The organism is Chitinophaga sp. 9-1-y, assembly GCF_059511905.2.
This window is the reverse complement of sequence record NZ_CM197955.1, coordinates 323,901-342,830: the sequence shown is the minus strand read 5'-3', so window position 1 is coordinate 342,830 and position 18,930 is coordinate 323,901. Positions and strand designations below refer to the sequence as shown.

Below are 18,930 nucleotides of genomic sequence, written 5' to 3'. Positions count from 1 at the left end.
ATTATAAACTTTTCAGGGCCTTCTTTATGAGCTCTTCCAAGTTTTGCAATAGTGGCTCATTTTTCATAACTCTCTGGATCGCCGATTCTGCCATGTTCCGGGCTATGCCTAGAGTTATCAGAGCATTTAACGCATCTTCGTGCATTGTATTGTTTACAGTTGCAGATAAATGTGTACCAGTGTCCTTGTGCTTCGCAATTTTATCTTTCAGTTCCAGTATAATTCTTTTGGCTGTTTTAGCGCCGATTCCCTTCACGCTTTCGAGCATTCGCTCGTTTTCCATCATAATAGCACGTTGTACATCTTCTGGTTGTAAAGAGGACAACATCATACGGGCAGTACTGGCGCCTACACCTGAAACACTGATCAGCAGGAGAAAAAGACTTCTTTCTGCTTCTTCAAAAAAGCCATATAGCGTATGCGCATCTTCTTTAATCTGGAGGAATGTCAACAGCTTGCAACTTTCCATATTTTGTATGCGCGAATAGGTATTGAGACTGATCTGTACTTCATAACCGATTCCATTCACATCCAGATGAACAAGCGCTGGTGACTTATATGCCAATTTTCCGTTCAGATAAGCAATCATACAAGGTAAAGGTTCAGTAATTTAATTAAACTTTCGGAAATAGATTAATAATGTATTTGGGTGACCGGGGCAAAGATGCTAACTTTTAACGGATTGGCAATCCTTAAAGTTTGTCATATTCGACTTTTTTAGGAAATATACGTTTATATCGTATTTTTACGCCTCGTTTTAAACACATATTTAGTTTATATGAATAAAATAACGGCCGCCATAACAGCGGTGGGTGGGTATGTTCCGGACTACGTGCTAACCAACCAGGAATTAGAAAAATTAGTAGATACAACTAACGACTGGATAATCACCCGGACGGGCATTTCGGAGAGAAGGATATTGAAGGGAGAAGGGAAAGGAACCTCTGATCTGTGTGTACCGGTAGCTCTTGAAATCTGCAAAAAGAGAGGCATTTCTCCGGAAGAAATTGATCTGTTAATTGTGGCCACAGTTACCCCGGACATGACATTTCCGGCTACTGCCAACGTGGTAACCGATAAAATCGGCGCTACCAATGCGTTTGGTTTTGATATCAGTGCTGCCTGCTCCGGCTTCTTATACGCACTGGACACCGGTTCCCGCTTTATCGAAAGTGGCCGTTACAAGAAAGTAATGGTGATTGGCGCCGACAAAATGAGCTCTATCATTGACTATACTGACAGGACTACCTGTATCATTTTTGGTGATGGTGCCGGCGGCGTGCTGCTGGAACCCAATACAGAAGGGTATGGCCTGATCGACAGCATCCTGAAAAGCGATGGCCATGGCCGTGAGTACCTCCACATGAAGGCAGGTGGCTCCGTGAAACCAGCTACCCTCGAAACCGTAAACGCCCGTGAACACTACGTATACCAGGAAGGTAAAATGGTGTTCAAATATGCCGTATCCAATATGGCTGGCGCTGCGAAAGATATCATGGAACGTAATCAGCTGACTTCCGACGATATTGCATGGCTGGTACCTCACCAGGCCAACAAACGCATCATCGGCGCTACTTCCCAGTATATCAACGTACCAGATGAAAAAGTAATGATGAATATTCACCGCTATGGTAACACTACCGCCGGTACTATTCCATTATGCCTCTGGGACTACGAAAAACACCTCAAAAAAGGCGACAACATCATGATGGCTGCCTTTGGTGGTGGATTTACCTGGGGCGCCAACTATATCCGTTGGGCCTATGATGGTGAACAATACGGCAAAAAATAAACGATATTAGCCTCTCCGGATACCTGTACCACGTTGCCACACACCGCTACTACGTACAGGTATCCGGCAGCTATTACGCTTTCCAGGTGCCTAAAAACACCAGGAACTTCCCCTCACTTTCCGTTACCTGTAGCCCTCCCCGCATTTTATCCGTAAAATCTTTTGTAATCGCATAACTGATGGCGTACATATCCTGCTGCCAGTCGGATAACCCTTTTACAATACCCGCCGTATCCCCACCCGCATCTGCAATCATACGGCTATACACCTGCCCCTCACTTTCCCAGGCCGAAATAATGATCAGCGTTCCCGGTTGTGCATAGTGTACTGACAACCGCAGTAAATGCAGGTGCACGGTTCGCAGCATATCTACATCTGCCGCCAGGGAAGTATCTTCCGGTACCAGGTTCATGGCCACCAGGCCTTTTTCCGACATTACGCCTGCGGTTTGCTTCAATACTACTTCTATCGCCTCATACAGATTAGTAGACACCGGCTGATACCTGAAGCCGGCCAATTGCAGCCTTATCCATTTCAGAATGTTGTCAAAAACACATAAAGTACTACTGGAAACATCCGAGATCTTTTTTATCAAAGTAGCCATGGTGCCAGGGTCATCTTCATAATCCTTTAACCGGCCGGCCACATTGGAAATATAATACAGGGGCGCCCTGAAATCATGGGCGATAATGGTAATCAACTTGTTCTTAAACTCATCATTGGCCCGTAATGCCACACTTTTCAGCGAAATATCTGCATAACTGTTCGCCAGTTGCTGCTCCTGCTCCTGTGAAGCTTTAAACTGCCGGTAACGACTGAAAAGCAATATGACTAATAGTATCACAATGACAAACAGGCCTATGATCAAAAACTGACTTTGTTGTTTTTTGATCCTTCTGGCGGCCAGGTCCTGTTGCTGCTTCAACACCCGCTGGGTTAACTGCTGCAATGCCTGTTCTTTCAGAAAGTAATCGATATAATTAATCTTGTATTGATCTGATTGATAACGGGCCTGCTTCGCCATGCGCATAATTTCCCCGCTGTAATACTTTACTTTTTCTTTATCATGCTGTTGATCATAGTAGTCATATAAACCCGCTACCATGGGAAGGTTCAGCTCAATACATCCTGCCTGCTTCGCCAGCTTATAAGAAAGTTCCCGATAATAAGTAATTGCTACTTTATATCCCATATCCCCATAAGCTTCCAGCCGGTTATATATTTCCATGGCCACATAGGGCAAGCCTCTTTTTAACGCTTCCTCTGCCAACGCATTGATTTTGGCTTCTGCTTCTTTTCCTCTTCCCTGCGCCACCAGCGTATCTGCACAAAAAGCGTCCACATATAATCCTATTCTTCCTTTGGGATATTTATTGGCAATCTGCCGGGCTTTATGCCAGGCCCATTGTACGGAATCCTTACGGGTAGTATCTCCATAAAACCGCATGGCATAATTTACCAGTAACAAACTATAAATAGAATCCGCAGCGGCTGGCAAACGAGTGGCCATATGAAAGGCATCGTAAAAATAATTGTTGGCTTCCTCCGGCCGGCCCATATTCCGGTAATAGAGATACAGGTTACTCAACGTAGCGCATATACGCGCACTGTCCGATAACCCTTTATGAAGCTGCAATGCCCGGTATCCATAGATGCCGGCAATATTAAAATCCGTTCTCAGCGCATACACAAAGCTGATCACATCATAGGCATCCGCCATTCCCCTGTTATCATGCAACCTGTTAGCTATTTCCAACTCTTTTGATGCATAGTAAAAACAACTATCCAGGTTAATCATCATGTACAGTGTGCCTATTTTTCCCAGCGTCAGTACATACTGGCTGCTATCGCGCTGATCATGCAACTCCTGCATTAACTCCGGTAACTGCGGACTTTGCGCACCGGATTTACCAACAGTGCACAACAAGGCGATAGCCAACCAAATACTGCGTGGCCATTTTATATCACGTGCACGACTAATCGCTTTTCCCATTACTTAATTTCTACCCCTGTCAATGATTTCCGGGAGGCGGTAATAAAAAGTGCTTCCGCGCTGTTCATTATTATACGCATTTATTTCCCCCCGCATTTTATCAATAAAGTCTTTACAGATAATCAATGCCAGTCCGGCGCCTTTACCAGATCGCTCCTGCTCGTATGCTTTACTGTTCCAGGAAAACAGCAGGGGCAGTACTACGGCATCAATCCCCGGCCCTTCATCGCTCACTGCCACCGTCAGCCATCCATTTTTTCGTGTAGCCTTTATAGTTATTGATCCATTAACTGGCGAAAACTTAACCGCATTGTGTAAAAAATTCCGGTGGATGAACTGCATCATTTCGAAATCTGCCAACACCACAGTTTCTGGTGGGATATCCATCACTAGTTGCAGTTTCTTTTCTGTCAATAAATGTTGTAAGTTTTGGGCGGTTGCCCGGATCAGGTCTGTGAGCAGTAAGGCCTCCGGGCGATAAACGAAACCCGACAGCTGTGTGCGTATCCATCTTAATATTTCTTCAAATACCCCCAGGGTGCTGGTAGCTGTTTTCTCCACTTCCAGGATCATCTCTGCTGCTTCGGTGATGGTCAATGCTTTATCATCTATGAACCCGGTAATGTTCACGATGTTATGCAGTGGTGTACGGAAGTCATGTGCAATCATGGAAATCAGCTTATTCTTGAAATCGTCGTTATCCTGTAATGCTTTGTTGCCCCGGCGGATCTCTTCTTGCAAACCGGCCATATGGGCCCTGTTGATGCGGGATAACCGGTACGCGCGAATATAATATATGAGTAAAACCGTCAACAATATGGCAATTGCAGCGATAATGAGCAGCTGGTAATACCAGAAATGATTGGTGGTTTTAGCATACTCCAATTGTTCCTGCTGTGCCCGGTGCTGCATTTCAAGAGAATCTTTCAGTTCATCACCAAAGGCGTAGGCCAGGTAATCGGCTTCTCCTGCCAGCATATCATCTTGCTGCTGTTGCATGATATGCAGCGCAATACGGCTGTAGTTGGCGGCCTGCCGGGAATCTTTCCGATGTTGGTACCAGTTGTACAGGGTAGTAACTACCGGCAGCATTAACCCGGTGTATCCGCCTGCTACGGCATAATTCACCGACTGTTGCTGATAATGCAGTGAATCCGCTTTGCGTTGCCAGATACGATACCCCGTCAACTGTGTGCTGGCATACATGGCCAGGTAATTAAGCTCCGCGCTGTCGGCCGCGCGGATAACTTTTTTAAGTTTGTCTTCCGCTTGTTTTATTTCCCCTGCCCGCAAAAATTCATGGGCTTCAAACAATTGCACATAGAGCATGCCCAGTGGATCCTGGTATTTGTTAATCAGTACAGTAGCTTGTTTCAGGGCTTTCCGGGCATATGGCAACGCTGCTGTGTCGGCCGCATTTACCAGGTAATAATTTACCAGTACCCATGCCCGTAAGGAGTCCGACCCGGTTTTCCAGGCTACGTTCAATGCCCTGTTCAGGTAGTTTTGAGCTGTAGCATGTTCTCCTGCATATTGGTAATAGGTGCCCAGGTTCATGAGGGCGATGGCTACGCCTGTGGAATCGCCGGCAGCGCGACAAGCAGTGAGCGTATTCTCGTAAAATAAAAAGGAAAGATACCGGTGAGGGCGAAGGGAATAATAACGGCCCAATCCACGTAACGCCTCGCGGTGGCCTTTGTCGTAATGAATCCGGGTAGCCATGTCGTTGGCAGCTTTGGCATAACGGCCACTGCTATCCAGCTGCCGGGGCAGGTAGAGCGATGATAACCTGTTTAACGCATCCACATACAATGTGCTATCCGATATGGCGGACAATGTATGTTTAATTGCTATAATATCATTATGCTGTGCGCACAATGACTGTGAGAGGAACAGCAGACAACACAGGCCTGCATGGCGTATCCATACCATAAACGGGAATCAACAGGCCGTAAAATAGTTTTATTTACTATCCTGATTGTCATCCATTTTGTTCATTTTTCGGCCTTAGATTTCGAACACTAATCCTTTGCGTTTCAGTGCTTCATATTTCTCAGGATCAAAACGATACAGGTGTGCACCTTTCTTGGAAGAAGTCTTGTCTTTCTCTTCTAACTTTTCCATTACATCCAGTGATAATATCTTCTTGCGGAAATTGCGTTTATCGAGGGTTTTCTGATAAATTTCTTCGTAGAGGCTTCTTAATTGAGAGAGGGTAAATTTCTCCGGCAACAGTTCAAAACCGATAGGGTGGAATTGTGCATTGTTCCGGAGTGCGGCCAGTGCATCTTCAATCATCTTTCCATGATCGAAGATCAGTTCCGGGATTTCGTGGAGTTCGAGCCAGTGTGCCCCATGTTCCCTGGCCAGCGGTTTATCATGATTTTTAATACGTATGAGTGCGTAATAAGCAACAGATATTACCCTGGCGCCGGTATCGCGGTTTACATTGCCATAGCAATGCAGCTGGTTCATATAAATATCATCTAAGCCGGTAGTGAGTTCCAGTACACGGGCAGCGGCTTCATCAGTGCTTTCATCTTCCTGCACAAAACCTCCCACCAGCGACCATTCACCGGCCATCGGGGCTACCTTACGTTGCATGATTAATAACTTCAACCGGCCTTCATCAAAGCCGAAGATGATACAATCAACTGCCACCAGGTGTTTGGGGGCTTTCGCATAAAAAGAAGCAGCATTCATAAAGGAACTTTAAAGGCAGAAATCCGGTAAAAATAATAAAATCAACCTACTTTTTAGGTTTAAAACGACTGTAATCGGTAACGGGTAACTTACCCGCACCTAACAACCCTAATATATATACCAGTTGTCCCCGGTAAAAGGTACTATGATTGCACACCTGGATGATGACATCCTGCACGGCCATTTTATAGTGTTCACTCTTTTTTAGTGTATACGCAATGGTATGATTCAACTTCGCCTGGTTCGCCTGCTGTACCCATTCTTCCAGTAACCGGGATTGCCTCACTAAGCTATCACAGGCAGCGGAAAAGCTGCCCTGGAAATCAATAGTAGGATCCGATATTTTTTCGGTAAGCTGCAACCGCTGATACCAGGTACTTTCCTCCTGCCACAATTGGTACACCGTAGTCCGAATGGTAGCCGTTCCGGCGCCCAAAGGCCTGTCCAGCTGTTCTTCCGTTAGTTTAAGCAATCCTTTTACCAACTGCTGGTTTGCCCAGCAGTTATAAGCAGTAAAATGCACAAGCATATTTTTCATGTAAAAAAAGAGATTAATACCATCTGCGGCAAACAACCTACAAATTACAATATTGTTTTTCATTTTAGCATACGATATTTGCCTTCCCTATAACCTTGCTACCATGAATACGCTTACCTATCTAAGCCGGTGTATAATCAGGAATAATCCGCGGATCACAGACTACCAATACTTTCCTTCGGCTCTTATGCTGCGTGGTGGTGCTGTCAGGCATTTTGACGATGCCACGGCTGGCTGGCAGGCACCGCTTATTAAACATACCTGGCATGGACGTCCACAGGAAATCGCCTTATCAGACCTGTTACAACAAACCGGATCTACTGCCTGTATTGTGATGCAGCGTAACCAATTGCTCCTGGATGCCAGCTTTTCGGGATATACGGCCACGTCCATTAATACGTCTTTTTCTGTGGCCAAATCCATGGTATCTGCCCTTATTGGTATTGCCCTGGAAGAAGGTGCTATCCATAGTATCCGGGAATCTATAGGGAGATATATACCGCAGTATGACCTTCCGGGGCTGCGGGATATTACCATTGAGCACCTGTTACAAATGTGTTCCGGGTTACAGTACCGGGAAGGCGTAACGCCCTGGTCAGATGATGCCCGGGTATATTATGGCACCCACCTGCGGGAACAGGCCCTAAAAACGAAACTGGTAGAGGTGCCGGGCAGTACCTACCATTACAATAACTACAACCTGCTGTTGCTGGGATTAATCCTGGAAAAAACCACGGGGCAATCCGTACCCGCCTACTTCCAGGATAAAATCTGGCAGCATATTGGCGCGGAAGCCGATGCTTCCTGGAGCATGGACAGCCCCGCATCCGGCTTTGCCAAAATGGAAAGTGGATTCAATGCCCGGGCGATGGACTTTGTACGCTTTGGCGCCCTATGCCTGGACAATGGCAATGTCAAGGGCCGCCAGGTAATCCCGGCTGCCTGGATGGCGGAATCGGTAAGTCCGCCTATTCACAAAGCCGATACCCAAAAATACTTGTCCCGCCGCTCTCCTCCTTTGTGCAAATGGGCAGGCAGCCCCTCCGGCTACTACAAATACCTTTGGTGGGGATACCAGGTAGATCCACACAATTTTGATTATTTTGCATTAGGTGCAAAAGGACAGTTCATCTATATTTCTCCCCGCAAACAGGCCGTCATCGTACGTCTTGGCAAGCGCTGGGGAAAAACAGACTGGTGGCCCGGCACCCTGAAACAAATTGTTGACTCACTCGATTAATCATACAGACATGGAAGATATAACGTTAAGGGCTGCACGAAAAGAAGATTGCCCGGCTTTGATGAACCTCATCCGGGAACTGGCAATATATGAAAAAGCAGAAGAAGAAGTAACGGTAACACTCGCACAATTTGAGGATGCGGGCTTCGGCGCTCACCCGGTATGGAAAGCATTTGTAGCCACTACCATCATCAATGGTAAAGAAGTGATACACGGTATGGCGCTTTACTATACCCGCTACTCTACCTGGAAAGGCTGCCGCATGTACCTGGAAGACCTCATTGTAACAGAAAAATGGCGGGGTAAAGGCATCGGTAAAATGTTCCTGGATGAATTGATGAGAGAAGCAAAAGCCCAACAGTTTAGTGGTATCCTGTTCCAGGTGCTGGAATGGAATACACCTGCCATTAACTTCTACAAAAAATACACGTCCAAATTTGATCCGGAATGGATTAATGTGGCCATAGAATTAAACTAATTTTTTTCCGTTCATAATATTCCGGAATGGTATGTCGTCAATCCTCATTAATATTGAAGACATACCATTTTACTATGATTTTCATTCAGGATTTCAGAACACTTGAACAGGTAACCACGCCACAGCTATGTGATACTTTTAACACAGCATTCAGCGATTATATAGTCCCCCTGCACCTGACCCCTTCTATACTGGAGCAGAAGATACAAGGAGAAAATCTGCAACGGAATTTTTCCATCGGCGCCTTCGCCGGAAATGAGTTGGGCGGATTCATTTTACATGCCGTAGATAACATCAGTCGCCCTACTGTTTTGTACAATGGCGGTACCGGTGTGGTCCCTACCTACCGCGGACAACACCTCGTACAAAAAATGTATGAACGTTTTATCCCGGTATATCAGCAACGCGGCATCCGTAAAGTAATACTGGAAGTAATCAGCACCAATTTGCCTGCTATCAAAGCTTATACGAATAGCGGATTCCAGAAAGCCCGCGTTATTCACTCGTTCAAAGGCATGATAGCCACTCATAAAACACCCGCCAACATTACGATACAGGCCAATAAAGCACCTGACTGGAACACATTGGCCACCTTCATGGACATGACCCCCACCTGGTCTAATACCGTGGGCAGTATCGAGCGGGAAGGTATTTTCACCACTACCTGGGAAGCTGTTATCAATGGAGAAATGGCCGGCTATATCAGTGTGCATAAAGATACCCGCAGGATCAGGAATATTGCGGTGAATCCACAGTTCCGCAGACAAGGCGTTGGCTCTGCATTATTACAGCATGCCGCCGATCAACTGGGAGGCCCTTTTACCATCATCAATATTGATGATCATCTGCCAGAAATAAATGCCTTTTTACAACAGGCCGGCCTGGCGCATTATTTATCACAGTATGAGATGGTACTGACACTGTAAAAGAGCAGAAAGCATAAAGCAGAAAGCATAAAGCTATTGAGGCGAATGATTAAAGCGTTGGATTATCCGCTCTGATCATTCGCCTCAATAGCTTTATGCTTTCTGCTTTATGCTTTCTGCTCTTTATATCTAGTTGATTCCGTTTACTACGGTTTCTTTATTGATCTTCTGAATCAATCCCTGTAATACTTTACCAGGACCTACCTCTGTAAATTCGTGACCACCATCAGCAACCATTGCCTGAACAGACTGTGTCCATCTTACCGCGCCGGTTAACTGATCAATGAGGTTTTGTTTGATCTGTGCAGGATCAGTTACCGCTGTTGCTACTACGTTTTGATAAACGGGGCAGCTGGGTGTATTGAAGTTAGCGGTGTTGATAGCTGCCTGTAATTCTTCTTTGGCAGGTGCCATTAACGGAGAATGGAATGCGCCACCTACTGGTAATACCAGGGCGCGTTTAGCGCCGGCTGCTTTCATTCTTTCGCAGGCAATTTCCACACCTTTAATCGTACCGGAAATTACCAGCTGACCAGGACAGTTATAATTGGCTGGCACTACTATTTCGCCGGTTTCGGCGGTAACAGCAGCGCAAATTTCTTCTACTTTTGCGTCATCCAGTGCCAATACTGCGGCCATGGTAGAAGGCTGTAGTTCACATGCTTTCTGCATGGCGTTGGCGCGGATAGCCACCAGCTTTAAGGCTGCTTCGAAAGACAACACACCGTTTGCAACCAGGGCGGAGAACTCACCCAGGGAGTGACCCGCTACCATTTCAGGTTGGGAATGTTCCGTACACAGGAAAGCGATGACAGCATGCAGGAATACGGCGGGCTGTGTAACCTTGGTTTGCTTCAGGTCCTCATCTGTACCATTAAACATGATATCAGAGATGCGGAAACCTAAAATTTCATTGGCTTGCTCAAAAAGCGCTTTTGCTTTTTCGTTGGTCTCGTACAGATTTTTGCCCATACCCGGAAACTGTGATCCTTGTCCGGGAAATACGTAAGCATGCTTCATGTGGATATTTTGTTGTTTTAACGTTGCGGTTTTTTGTCTTATTCAGGATTATACTGATTATCCTGATTTTATGTTATTATGATTTTAAAGATAAACGAAGATATATAAATACGTATTATACATAATACATATTTATATATCTTCTAAAAATAAAATCAAAATCAGTGAAATCAGTATAATCCTGAGGAAGACAAAATTCGCTGTAAGACTCTTATTTGGAAATCAGTTTCATAAACTCTGCTCTCGTATCACCATGCAGAAACTGGCCGCTGAATGCGGAAGTTGTGGTGACAGAGTTTTGTTTTTGCACACCACGCATCATCATACACAGGTGTTGTGCCTCGATGACTACGCCTACGCCTTCTGGCTGCAAGGTTTCCTGTATAGCGTCCAGGATCTGATGTGTTAAACGTTCCTGCACCTGTAACCGGCGGGCAAATACATCTACCACCCTGGCTAACTTGCTCAGACCGGTGATATACCCGTTAGGAATATAAGCTACGTGCGCTTTTCCAAAGAAAGGCAGCATATGGTGTTCACACATAGAATATATTTCTATATCCTTTACGATCACCATTTCGCTATATGACTCCGTGAATTTCGCGCCTTCCAGGATAGCGCGGGCATCTTGCTGATAACCCTGGGTAAGGAATTGCATTGCCTTTGCCATGCGCTCAGGCGTTTTTTCCAGCCCTTCCCTGGCAGGATCTTCTCCTAACAGGTGCAGACATTCTTTATAGTTTTCTACAAGACCCGACGTGATCTTTTCATCGTAACTTTCAATCTTATTATACGCCATTCTTATATGATTTTAGTAAATTTCAAAGGCTGACATATACGTTCCCCTACCTTACTTTCCTCCGTAATATTCTACGTATATGCGAGGGGTTTCATACAACTTAATACAATGCAGTTGTACTTCTGCTGGCAAATGCTTCGCCAGTTGGTCCCAGATAGCAATAGAAAGATTTTCGGCAGAGGTGAATTTACCTGCCATGAAATCCACATCCATATTCAGATTCCGGTGGTCTATCTTCTCAATAACCGAATCCCGGATAATGATACCCAACGTTTTAGCGTTGAATACAAAGCCGGTTTCGGGATCAGGATTACCTTTTATAGTGACGTGCAGCTCGTAATTGTGACCATGCCAGTTTTCATTGGCACATTTACCAAAAACTTCTTCGTTCTTTTCTTTACTCCAGGCCGGGTTAGATAACTTATGCGCCGCATTAAAGTTCTCTACTCGCGTTAAATAAATCATTATTGCAAAAAATTTTCGCAAAAATACCACTATTAAATGAGTAGCCCCAAATTATCCTCATTCGTGTCAATTGTTTTACATGGGAGCAAGCATTTTTGCCGTACTTTTACCCCATGAAAATATTGGTTACCGCGGCTACCACACTGGAAATACAGCCTTTTTTACAGTACCTGGACGAACACCGCAGCACCTTCACTGCTGCTCACTGCGAAATAGACCTCCTCATTGCCGGCATCGGCATGATGCATACCGCTTTCAGCCTGGGACACCACCTGGTCCTGCATAAACCGGATATCGCCATACAGGCGGGTATTGGCGGCAGTTTCCGCCATGATTGGGACCTGGGACAGGTAGTTACTGTAAAACGCGAATACCTGGCCGACCTCGGCGCGGAAGACAATGATCAGTTTAAAGATTTATTTGATATACAACTCTGGCAACCCAACCAGGCGCCCTTTACCGGCACCTGCCTGGAAAATACCTTTGCCGGCCTCCCGGAACTGCCTCCCCTGCCCATCGCCACCGGTATCAGCGTAAACCTGGTCAGCGGCAGCGAGGCCACCATACAAAAACTCGTACGCAAGTATGACCCCGACGTAGAAAGCATGGAAGGCGCCGCATTTCATTATGCCTGCCTGCTGGAAAAAATACCTTTCCTCCAGCTGAGAAGCCTCTCCAATTACGTGGAAATCAGAGATAAAAGCAAGTGGAAAATCCCACACGCCGTAAAAACACTCAACGAAGAACTGATAAAAACGGTGCATACACTGGCCGGCATTTAACAACAGACAATAAAATTTTGATAGCATATGCATTTATCTTTAGGTTTTTCACCTTGCCCAAATGATACGTTCATTTTCGATGCACTGGTCAATAACAAAATAAACACACAGGATTTTACCTTTGATACCCACCTGGAAGACGTGGAAACGCTCAATAACTGGGCATTACAGGGCAAACTGTCTGTCACCAAACTGAGCTTCGCCGTATACCTCAAAGTAAAAGACCAGTATGAACTGCTCAACAGCGGCAGCGCCCTGGGACGTGGTTGCGGACCTTTGCTCATCGCTAAAAAGGACATCCCGCTGGATGAAATAAAAAATATGACCATCGCCATTCCCGGCGAAAACACCACGGCTAACCTCCTCTTCTCTATCGCTTTTCCGGAAGCGAAAAAGAAAAAAATAATGGTATTTTCTGACATCGAAAATGCCGTACTGAATGGAGATGTAGACGCGGGCGTCATCATCCACGAAAATCGCTTTACGTACCAGCTGAAAGGCCTCGTAAAACTCATGGACATGGGCGAATACTGGGAAAAAACTACCGGCAACCCCATCCCACTCGGTGGCATCTTTATCCGTAAAGACGTGCCGGAAGCTTCCCGCGCCCAACTGGATGCACTCATTCACCAAAGCCTGCAGAACAGCTATACTACCTATCCTCAGCTCTCCGACTATGTAAAGTCACACGCACAGGAAATGGACGAATCAGTAATGCGTCAGCATATCGACCTGTACGTAAATGATTTCAGTCTCGACCTGGGCAGCGAAGGAAAAGCAGCCGTAGCGGCACTCATGACAGCCGCCGAAAAAATACAGCGTTAAAACAACTGATTTTTTGTTCTTTTGTTGCGGTATGATCGAAAACAAGGATATAGACCTGTGGAACAGGTTCCGGCAAGGAGAGGAGCAGGCATTATACGCATTGTATGATCAGTATTACCACCTGCTCCTTTTCCTGGGCCTGAAAATATGCACCAACAGTGAACCGGTGAAAGATTGCATTCAACAGGTTTTCCTTTATCTCTGGGAGAAAAAAGAAAGCCTGGGGACGGTCAGCAACGTAAAAAGCTATATTATCACCTCCTTCAAACGCAGACTCCTACTGCAACTGCAACAGGAGAAAAAAGACAAGGGACTGCTCTCGCTGTGGATGAACCAGGAACCCGGCGATGACATTCCCTCCAGTGAACAATTACTAATACAGCAACAGCAGCATACAGAAGCCGTAGGACGCATACAGGGAGCCATTACATTATTAAGTCCCCGGCAAAAGGAATTAATCAATCTCCGCTTTTACGAAGAACGGAGCTACGACGAAATAGTGAACATCACCGGTCTTACACACCGCACAGTATACAACCATCTATACGAGGCATTAAAAACACTCAAGCTGTCACTGGAAGAGGATCTCAGATCTGGCAAGCTGAATCTGAAAATGCTCTTACTGTTACTTCCCCTATAAATCCCTTAGATTTTTTTCAAGAAGTCACACTTAAAATAAAAAATTTCTAAATCGAAAAATTTCCCGGTTCCTACCTGGTAAAACGGAAAAGATTGTCGCTCTACTTCTAAAATGAATGGGAAATGCTGCCAAAGGACTTAACAGAATTAGACCTGTTACTCGATGACTCCTTTCTGCAATATATCCGTCGTAATGACGCCGGAGCTATGCAGAAATGGGAAACCTATATCGCGCAACATCCTGAAATACAGGAAAAGGTGGCAGCAGCGGTAGCATTATACTATAATATCAATACCAGTGCCGCAGAATACGATAAAGCCACACAACGCACACGCTTACAACAAGCGGTTAAGGCAACAATGCCCGCACCTGTACGCCGCATTAACTGGCGCAGTTATGCCTGGCGTACAGCCGCAGCAGTGGCCCTGCTGGGAGGCCTTACCCTGCTTTGGAAAAAGCAACAGCCCACGCCTCCACCGGTAACCTACCTCGTATACTCCAGCGAATGGGGACAACGAAAAATGCTCACGTTACCAGATGGATCAGCCGTACTCCTCAACGCCAATACCAGCGTTAGAATACCTTCTGATTATAGCCATAAACACCGTCATGTTGAATTAATAAAAGGCGCCGCCCTCTTTGATGTAACGGGTAATACCGAAGACCCATTTGTGGTCACCAGCAAAGAAATACGCACCACCGTGCTGGGCACTTCCTTTCTCGTAAAATCATATGCTTACGAATCACAATCCAGTGTTTCATTGCTCAGCGGTAAGGTGAAAGTAAGTGAAAACGATGCCCGCAGCAGCGCCACCACACTTAATCCCGGAGAACAGGCCCGTTGGAATGAAACATCGCGGAAAATGACCAAACAATCATTTGATACCATTGCCCTCCACACCTGGAAAACTGGTAAGCTGGTATTCAGCAACGCCAGTGTACGGGAGGTAGTTGATCAACTGGAAAATTGGTATGGAATACCATTTGAAATAAAAGGAAATCTGTTGAATGCCAAACGGTTCTCAGGAGCCTTCGATAATGATAAACTTGAAAAAGTACTGAACATTTTTTGTTTCACAGCCGGATGCAATTTTCAAATACAACCGGATAAAGTAACGATTCAATTTTAATACAAGCGTTTCCACCAAAATCGCTAAATCGGGATCACCACAAGCTGCCGGCGCTTGTGATGGCCATATCAACCATTACATTTAAAAACTGACGCATGACTTTTAATTATGCGCGCCTCCGTGCGCTGTTTAACACTGCTGTTACACGACAGTTCACCACTTTGTTATTGTTGCTGATGCTCACGGGTATGGCATCATTCGGGCAACAGAAAAAAGTAGTTCCCTTGCAGGATATTTCCATGCAGGGAGCCATCCGTAAAATTGAAGCCGCTTTTCAGGTGAAGTTCTTTTATGTGGCAGGTACTTTACCCACCAAATCAATTACCCTCCCTTCCAAAGCAAGAAGTATCCAGGAACTGCTGGCAGAACTGGGAGCCGCTTCCGGATTGGAGTTTAAACTCAGCGGCAATATGATTGGTGTAATGAAACCTGATCAGTCAGGCAGATATAACGGGCAGGCGGCAGATAAGTACTCCGACAATACGCCATCAAACGTATACACATCACCACATCGCGCCGCTAAAGGAGTCGTTACAGACCACAAAGGTCAACCCCTTCCTGCAGCCACCATACGCGACATGATTACCGGGAAAGGTGCTGTAACAGATGCCAATGGAGCATTTGCTATCACAACCGAAGAAGGACATCCGGTCACCATTACCACTATTGGTTATCGTCCTAAAACAGTAGCCATTTCCGGCACAGACAATCATATTGTGTTAGAAGAAGATGCTACCAGCCTGGGTAGTGTAGTAGTGATGGGATATAGCAACAAACAAGCAGCAGAACTCACCGGTGCCGTACAAAAAATTTCCGGCGCCCAATTACGCAGTTCTGTTTCTTCTCCTAATATTTTATCCATGCTGAAAGCTAAAACTACCGGCATGTATATCGTAGAACCCAGTGCCAATGCAGGTGCTAAAGGACAAGTATTACTCCGCGGTATTTCCTCGCTGCCTTCAGGTACCAGTTCCTATTTTGGTCCGTTAATCGTGATAGACGGGGTGATTTCTACTGCACAATCTTTACAGGATGTAGTAAATCCTGCAGATGTAGAAAGCATTACAATCCTGAAAGATGCAGCATCTACAGCTATTTACGGTTCCCGTGCCGCGCAGGGCGTAATTGTGGTTACCACTAAAAGAGGTACCCAAAACAGCGGTATACAAGTTACCCTCGATACCCGCTATGGTGCTATCCGGCAAAACCGTGCTATCCATATGAATAGTACCGCGGAAGCCATTGCCGGAATGGATAAATTGATGCAACGCAAATGGGAAGAAACACCGTCGTTACATACACAGTTTCCCACTGCAGCAGACTTTATCAACCAACGCCGCATTTATACCGATGAGGATAAAACAAAAGATTTTAATTGGGAAAAAGCGTTGTTCAATGATGGTAACTTCTCAGATATCAGCCTAGGTATTACCAGCGGTAACGATAAAACCACCATATATGCCGGCTTAGACTGGTATAAAGAAAAAGGTATCAACTACGGAAATACCTTTGACCGCCGCAACCTGCGCCTGAATATCGAACAGAAATTCTCTGAAAAAATAAGCGGCGGTATCAACACCAGCGCCATCATTGACAAAACCATCAGCCGCACAGGTCTACCTGTCTTGTATTCAACACAGCCCTTTGTAACACCCTACAACGCTGATGGATCCCTGGCAGACAGCATCCCCGTAAAACAATCCACCAACTTTGGTGTACCGTACACAACCTACACCCAAAACCTTCCCGCAGAGAAAAAGTTCGATAATACCGCCATTACAGATAATATGCACTTCACCGGTACCGGGTGGCTCAGTTACAAAATATTGCCCTGGTTAAGTGTTAAAACCACTAATACCATCGATTATATTAACACACACTACAACGCTTACCTGGACCCCAGAAGTTTCTCCGGTAAATACGGCGGCTATCCCTACCTCTTTTCACCAGGTCAACCGGGAGTAAATGGTACGCTCTCTATTTCAGATGGCCGTTATTACAACTTTACCTCTACCAATACATTAACTGCTACCAAACAATTCAACGATCATAACTTCAGCTTCCTGGCCGGAACTGAATGGGCCAAACGTCATAGCGAAACACAGGCAAATGACTATTTCAATATGCTGCCGGGTGAACGCAACGCCGGCGCCGCTAAAAATATCGGCGACGCTATCAGCTATGTATATGGCATTCCTACCCGTCCCAATGGTACTTATGCTGAACGTGCCAGCTTCTCTGCATTTGGTGAATTAAACTATAACTATTTATCCCGCTACTTTGCTGCCGGATCGTTGCGTACAGATGCCTTTACCAACTTCGGCCGCAATAAAAGATATGGGACTTTCTATGCCCTCAGCGCCGGCTGGATGATCAACCGGGAAGCTTTTCTGGCAGATGTGAAAAGCATTGACCAATTAAAACTCCGTGTAGTGCACGGTACTTCCGGAAGAGATGTAGGCGATGGTTACCTGAACCAAACCCTCTACGGTAGCCCAAATCCTAATCCATATGATAATCCTGCCGGCGTTGGCGTACAAATCACCCAACTGGAAAACCCCAATATCAGTTGGGAAACTACGGTTAATAACACCATCGGTATTGACCTGGGATTATGGAAACGCGTTGAGGTGAATGTCGACCTATATTCCAAACTCAGCAAAAACCTGCTGCAACAAGTATATGTAAGCTCTGCACAAGGTTCCTTCCTCCAATACCAGAATATAGGGGAAGTACTGAATAAAGGACTGGAAGTGATGGTCAATACAAAAAATATTGATAGCAAAAACTTCACCTGGACCACTAACCTGAACATTAGTTTTAATAAAAACAGGATTCAGAAACTCTATAATGATTCTTTACTGGATAGCTACAGCCGGAGCTTTTTTCATTATGTGGGAGAAGATATTAACACCATCAGAGCCGTACACTATGCTGGCGTAAATCCCGATAATGGCGCTCCTTTATTTGAGAACTACGACGCTTCCGGAAAATTGCAAAAGGTAGAAGGCATGGGTAATTACGCGGACCTTCGTAACTTCCAGGTAGTAGGATCTGCTACGCCAAAATTCTTCGGCGGCTTTACCAACACCCTTACCTACAAACAGTTTTCACTCAGCGCAGAAATATGGTTCCAGGTAGGTAACTACACCCGTATGAGCATTATCAATAACTTCCAGGACCCAACGGCTCCTATGGGCGGTAGAAATAATGTCGCCTGGCAGTCGTCTCAAAAAATATGGCAACAACCCGGCGATAAAAATGCTAACTATCCAGATGTATACAGCAGTAAAATGACTCAATGGAGAGCATTTAATACCAACTCCTCTCTCATGTTCGGAAACGCCAGCCACCTGCGTATGCGTAACATCCGCCTGGGCTATGATCTTTCACCCAAAACATTATCCAAATTCCGGGCACAACGTGCAGGCGTATTCGTGAGTATGGACAATGTATTTGTTATCAAACACAAAGACTACGTAGGCGCTGATCCGGAAGGAGCTACCATCGGTTCCACCAGCTTTGCCGGCATTGGTATTGACAATGCCAATCCAAGACGTATCACCGCAGGTCTCAACGTAACTTTCTAAACTACTACC

At 45.5% G+C, this 18,930-nt stretch carries 17 protein-coding genes; 9 read left to right on the top strand and 8 right to left on the bottom strand.

Going from position 1 to position 18,930, the window contains the following annotated elements; all coding sequences use genetic code 11:
- Position 1: 1 nt before the first annotated feature.
- Positions 2–589, bottom strand: coding sequence for a Holliday junction branch migration protein RuvA (gene ruvA / locus AC5ZC7_RS01590; RefSeq protein ID WP_496159912.1), 588 nt, complete (start codon positions 587–589; stop codon positions 2–4).
- 189 nt (positions 590–778) lie between these two features.
- On the opposite strand from ruvA, the gene AC5ZC7_RS01585 reads away from it, so the two are divergent.
- Positions 779–1,792 carry a beta-ketoacyl-ACP synthase 3 gene (locus tag AC5ZC7_RS01585; protein WP_496159913.1) on the top strand — a complete coding sequence of 338 codons (1,014 nt, stop codon included), beginning with the start codon at positions 779–781 and terminating at the stop codon, positions 1,790–1,792.
- A gap of 73 nt (positions 1,793–1,865) precedes the next feature.
- Here AC5ZC7_RS01585 and AC5ZC7_RS01580 read toward each other — a convergent pair whose 3' ends face one another.
- The 4 genes from AC5ZC7_RS01580 to AC5ZC7_RS01565 all read right to left on the bottom strand — a co-directional run bounded on the left by AC5ZC7_RS01580 (position 1,866) and on the right by AC5ZC7_RS01565 (position 7,026).
- A complete protein-coding gene (locus AC5ZC7_RS01580; RefSeq protein WP_496159914.1) occupies positions 1,866–3,785 on the bottom strand; it encodes a sensor histidine kinase in 1,920 nt (639 codons plus the stop codon).
- 3 nt (positions 3,786–3,788) lie between these two features.
- On the bottom strand, positions 3,789–5,621 hold the full coding sequence (locus AC5ZC7_RS01575; RefSeq protein ID WP_496159915.1) for an ATP-binding protein: 1,833 nt from the start codon (positions 5,619–5,621) through the stop codon (positions 3,789–3,791).
- A 171-nt stretch (positions 5,622–5,792) separates the two neighbouring features.
- Positions 5,793–6,488, bottom strand: coding sequence for an NrtR DNA-binding winged helix domain-containing protein (locus AC5ZC7_RS01570; protein WP_496159916.1), 696 nt, complete (start codon positions 6,486–6,488; stop codon positions 5,793–5,795).
- A 46-nt stretch (positions 6,489–6,534) separates the two neighbouring features.
- Entirely contained in the window at positions 6,535–7,026 is a 492-nt protein-coding gene (locus tag AC5ZC7_RS01565) for a DinB family protein (protein WP_496159917.1), read from the bottom strand.
- Positions 7,027–7,129: 103 nt separating this feature from the next.
- Here AC5ZC7_RS01565 and AC5ZC7_RS01560 point away from each other — a divergent pair, with 103 nt between their 5' ends.
- The 3 genes from AC5ZC7_RS01560 to AC5ZC7_RS01550 all read left to right on the top strand — a co-directional run bounded on the left by AC5ZC7_RS01560 (position 7,130) and on the right by AC5ZC7_RS01550 (position 9,670).
- On the top strand, positions 7,130–8,266 hold the full coding sequence (locus tag AC5ZC7_RS01560; RefSeq protein ID WP_496159918.1) for a serine hydrolase: 1,137 nt from the start codon (positions 7,130–7,132) through the stop codon (positions 8,264–8,266).
- 10 nt (positions 8,267–8,276) lie between these two features.
- Positions 8,277–8,744 (top strand): GNAT family N-acetyltransferase, encoded by a 468-nt coding sequence (locus AC5ZC7_RS01555; RefSeq protein ID WP_496159919.1) that lies wholly within the window; start codon positions 8,277–8,279, stop codon positions 8,742–8,744.
- Positions 8,745–8,818: 74 nt separating this feature from the next.
- Complete coding sequence (locus AC5ZC7_RS01550) at positions 8,819–9,670, top strand: GNAT family N-acetyltransferase (protein ID WP_496159920.1); 852 nt, start codon at positions 8,819–8,821, stop codon at positions 9,668–9,670.
- A gap of 129 nt (positions 9,671–9,799) precedes the next feature.
- Here the strand turns inward: AC5ZC7_RS01550 and fabD are convergent, their stop codons facing one another.
- The 3 genes from fabD to AC5ZC7_RS01535 all read right to left on the bottom strand — a co-directional run bounded on the left by fabD (position 9,800) and on the right by AC5ZC7_RS01535 (position 11,954).
- Complete coding sequence (gene fabD / locus AC5ZC7_RS01545) at positions 9,800–10,690, bottom strand: ACP S-malonyltransferase (RefSeq protein ID WP_496159921.1); 891 nt, start codon at positions 10,688–10,690, stop codon at positions 9,800–9,802.
- A 211-nt stretch (positions 10,691–10,901) separates the two neighbouring features.
- Entirely contained in the window at positions 10,902–11,489 is a 588-nt protein-coding gene (gene folE / locus AC5ZC7_RS01540; protein WP_496159922.1) for a GTP cyclohydrolase I FolE, read from the bottom strand.
- Between the two features lie 51 nt (positions 11,490–11,540).
- The gene (locus tag AC5ZC7_RS01535) at positions 11,541–11,954 is read right to left on the bottom strand and encodes a 6-pyruvoyl trahydropterin synthase family protein (RefSeq protein WP_477075190.1); all 414 of its coding nucleotides are present in this window, start codon (positions 11,952–11,954) and stop codon (positions 11,541–11,543) included.
- A 113-nt stretch (positions 11,955–12,067) separates the two neighbouring features.
- Between AC5ZC7_RS01535 and mqnB the strand changes: the two genes are divergently transcribed.
- The 5 genes from mqnB to AC5ZC7_RS01510 all read left to right on the top strand — a co-directional run bounded on the left by mqnB (position 12,068) and on the right by AC5ZC7_RS01510 (position 18,921).
- Positions 12,068–12,736 carry a futalosine hydrolase gene (gene mqnB / locus AC5ZC7_RS01530; protein WP_496159923.1) on the top strand — a complete coding sequence of 223 codons (669 nt, stop codon included), beginning with the start codon at positions 12,068–12,070 and terminating at the stop codon, positions 12,734–12,736.
- 27 nt (positions 12,737–12,763) lie between these two features.
- The gene (locus AC5ZC7_RS01525; protein WP_496159924.1) at positions 12,764–13,561 is read left to right on the top strand and encodes an MqnA/MqnD/SBP family protein; all 798 of its coding nucleotides are present in this window, start codon (positions 12,764–12,766) and stop codon (positions 13,559–13,561) included.
- A 31-nt stretch (positions 13,562–13,592) separates the two neighbouring features.
- Positions 13,593–14,201: a sigma-70 family RNA polymerase sigma factor gene (locus tag AC5ZC7_RS01520; protein ID WP_496159925.1), complete on the top strand. Its 609-nt coding sequence runs from the start codon at positions 13,593–13,595 to the stop codon at positions 14,199–14,201.
- Between the two features lie 122 nt (positions 14,202–14,323).
- Positions 14,324–15,331, top strand: coding sequence for a FecR domain-containing protein (locus tag AC5ZC7_RS01515; protein ID WP_496159926.1), 1,008 nt, complete (start codon positions 14,324–14,326; stop codon positions 15,329–15,331).
- Between the two features lie 95 nt (positions 15,332–15,426).
- Positions 15,427–18,921 carry a SusC/RagA family TonB-linked outer membrane protein gene (locus AC5ZC7_RS01510; protein WP_496159927.1) on the top strand — a complete coding sequence of 1,165 codons (3,495 nt, stop codon included), beginning with the start codon at positions 15,427–15,429 and terminating at the stop codon, positions 18,919–18,921.
- Positions 18,922–18,930: the final 9 nt, after the last annotated feature.

Bases quoted from the DNA above. Each gene is read 5' to 3' on its own strand.
- mqnB (WP_496159923.1), top strand. From the start codon at position 12,068: ATGAAAATATTGGTTACCGCGGCTACCACACTGGAAATACAGCCTTTT.
- ruvA (WP_496159912.1), bottom strand. From the start codon at position 589: ATGATTGCTTATCTGAACGGAAAATTGGCATATAAGTCACCAGCGCTT.
- AC5ZC7_RS01525 (WP_496159924.1), top strand. From the start codon at position 12,764: ATGCATTTATCTTTAGGTTTTTCACCTTGCCCAAATGATACGTTCATT.
- AC5ZC7_RS01570 (WP_496159916.1), bottom strand. From the start codon at position 6,488: ATGAATGCTGCTTCTTTTTATGCGAAAGCCCCCAAACACCTGGTGGCA.
- AC5ZC7_RS01580 (WP_496159914.1), bottom strand. From the start codon at position 3,785: ATGGGAAAAGCGATTAGTCGTGCACGTGATATAAAATGGCCACGCAGT.
- AC5ZC7_RS01565 (WP_496159917.1), bottom strand. From the start codon at position 7,026: ATGAAAAATATGCTTGTGCATTTTACTGCTTATAACTGCTGGGCAAAC.
- AC5ZC7_RS01535 (WP_477075190.1), bottom strand. From the start codon at position 11,954: ATGATTTATTTAACGCGAGTAGAGAACTTTAATGCGGCGCATAAGTTA.
- AC5ZC7_RS01515 (WP_496159926.1), top strand. From the start codon at position 14,324: ATGCTGCCAAAGGACTTAACAGAATTAGACCTGTTACTCGATGACTCC.
- AC5ZC7_RS01585 (WP_496159913.1), top strand. From the start codon at position 779: ATGAATAAAATAACGGCCGCCATAACAGCGGTGGGTGGGTATGTTCCG.
- fabD (WP_496159921.1), bottom strand. From the start codon at position 10,690: ATGAAGCATGCTTACGTATTTCCCGGACAAGGATCACAGTTTCCGGGT.
- AC5ZC7_RS01550 (WP_496159920.1), top strand. From the start codon at position 8,819: ATGATTTTCATTCAGGATTTCAGAACACTTGAACAGGTAACCACGCCA.
- AC5ZC7_RS01555 (WP_496159919.1), top strand. From the start codon at position 8,277: ATGGAAGATATAACGTTAAGGGCTGCACGAAAAGAAGATTGCCCGGCT.
- AC5ZC7_RS01510 (WP_496159927.1), top strand. From the start codon at position 15,427: ATGACTTTTAATTATGCGCGCCTCCGTGCGCTGTTTAACACTGCTGTT.
- AC5ZC7_RS01560 (WP_496159918.1), top strand. From the start codon at position 7,130: ATGAATACGCTTACCTATCTAAGCCGGTGTATAATCAGGAATAATCCG.
- folE (WP_496159922.1), bottom strand. From the start codon at position 11,489: ATGGCGTATAATAAGATTGAAAGTTACGATGAAAAGATCACGTCGGGT.
- AC5ZC7_RS01520 (WP_496159925.1), top strand. From the start codon at position 13,593: ATGATCGAAAACAAGGATATAGACCTGTGGAACAGGTTCCGGCAAGGA.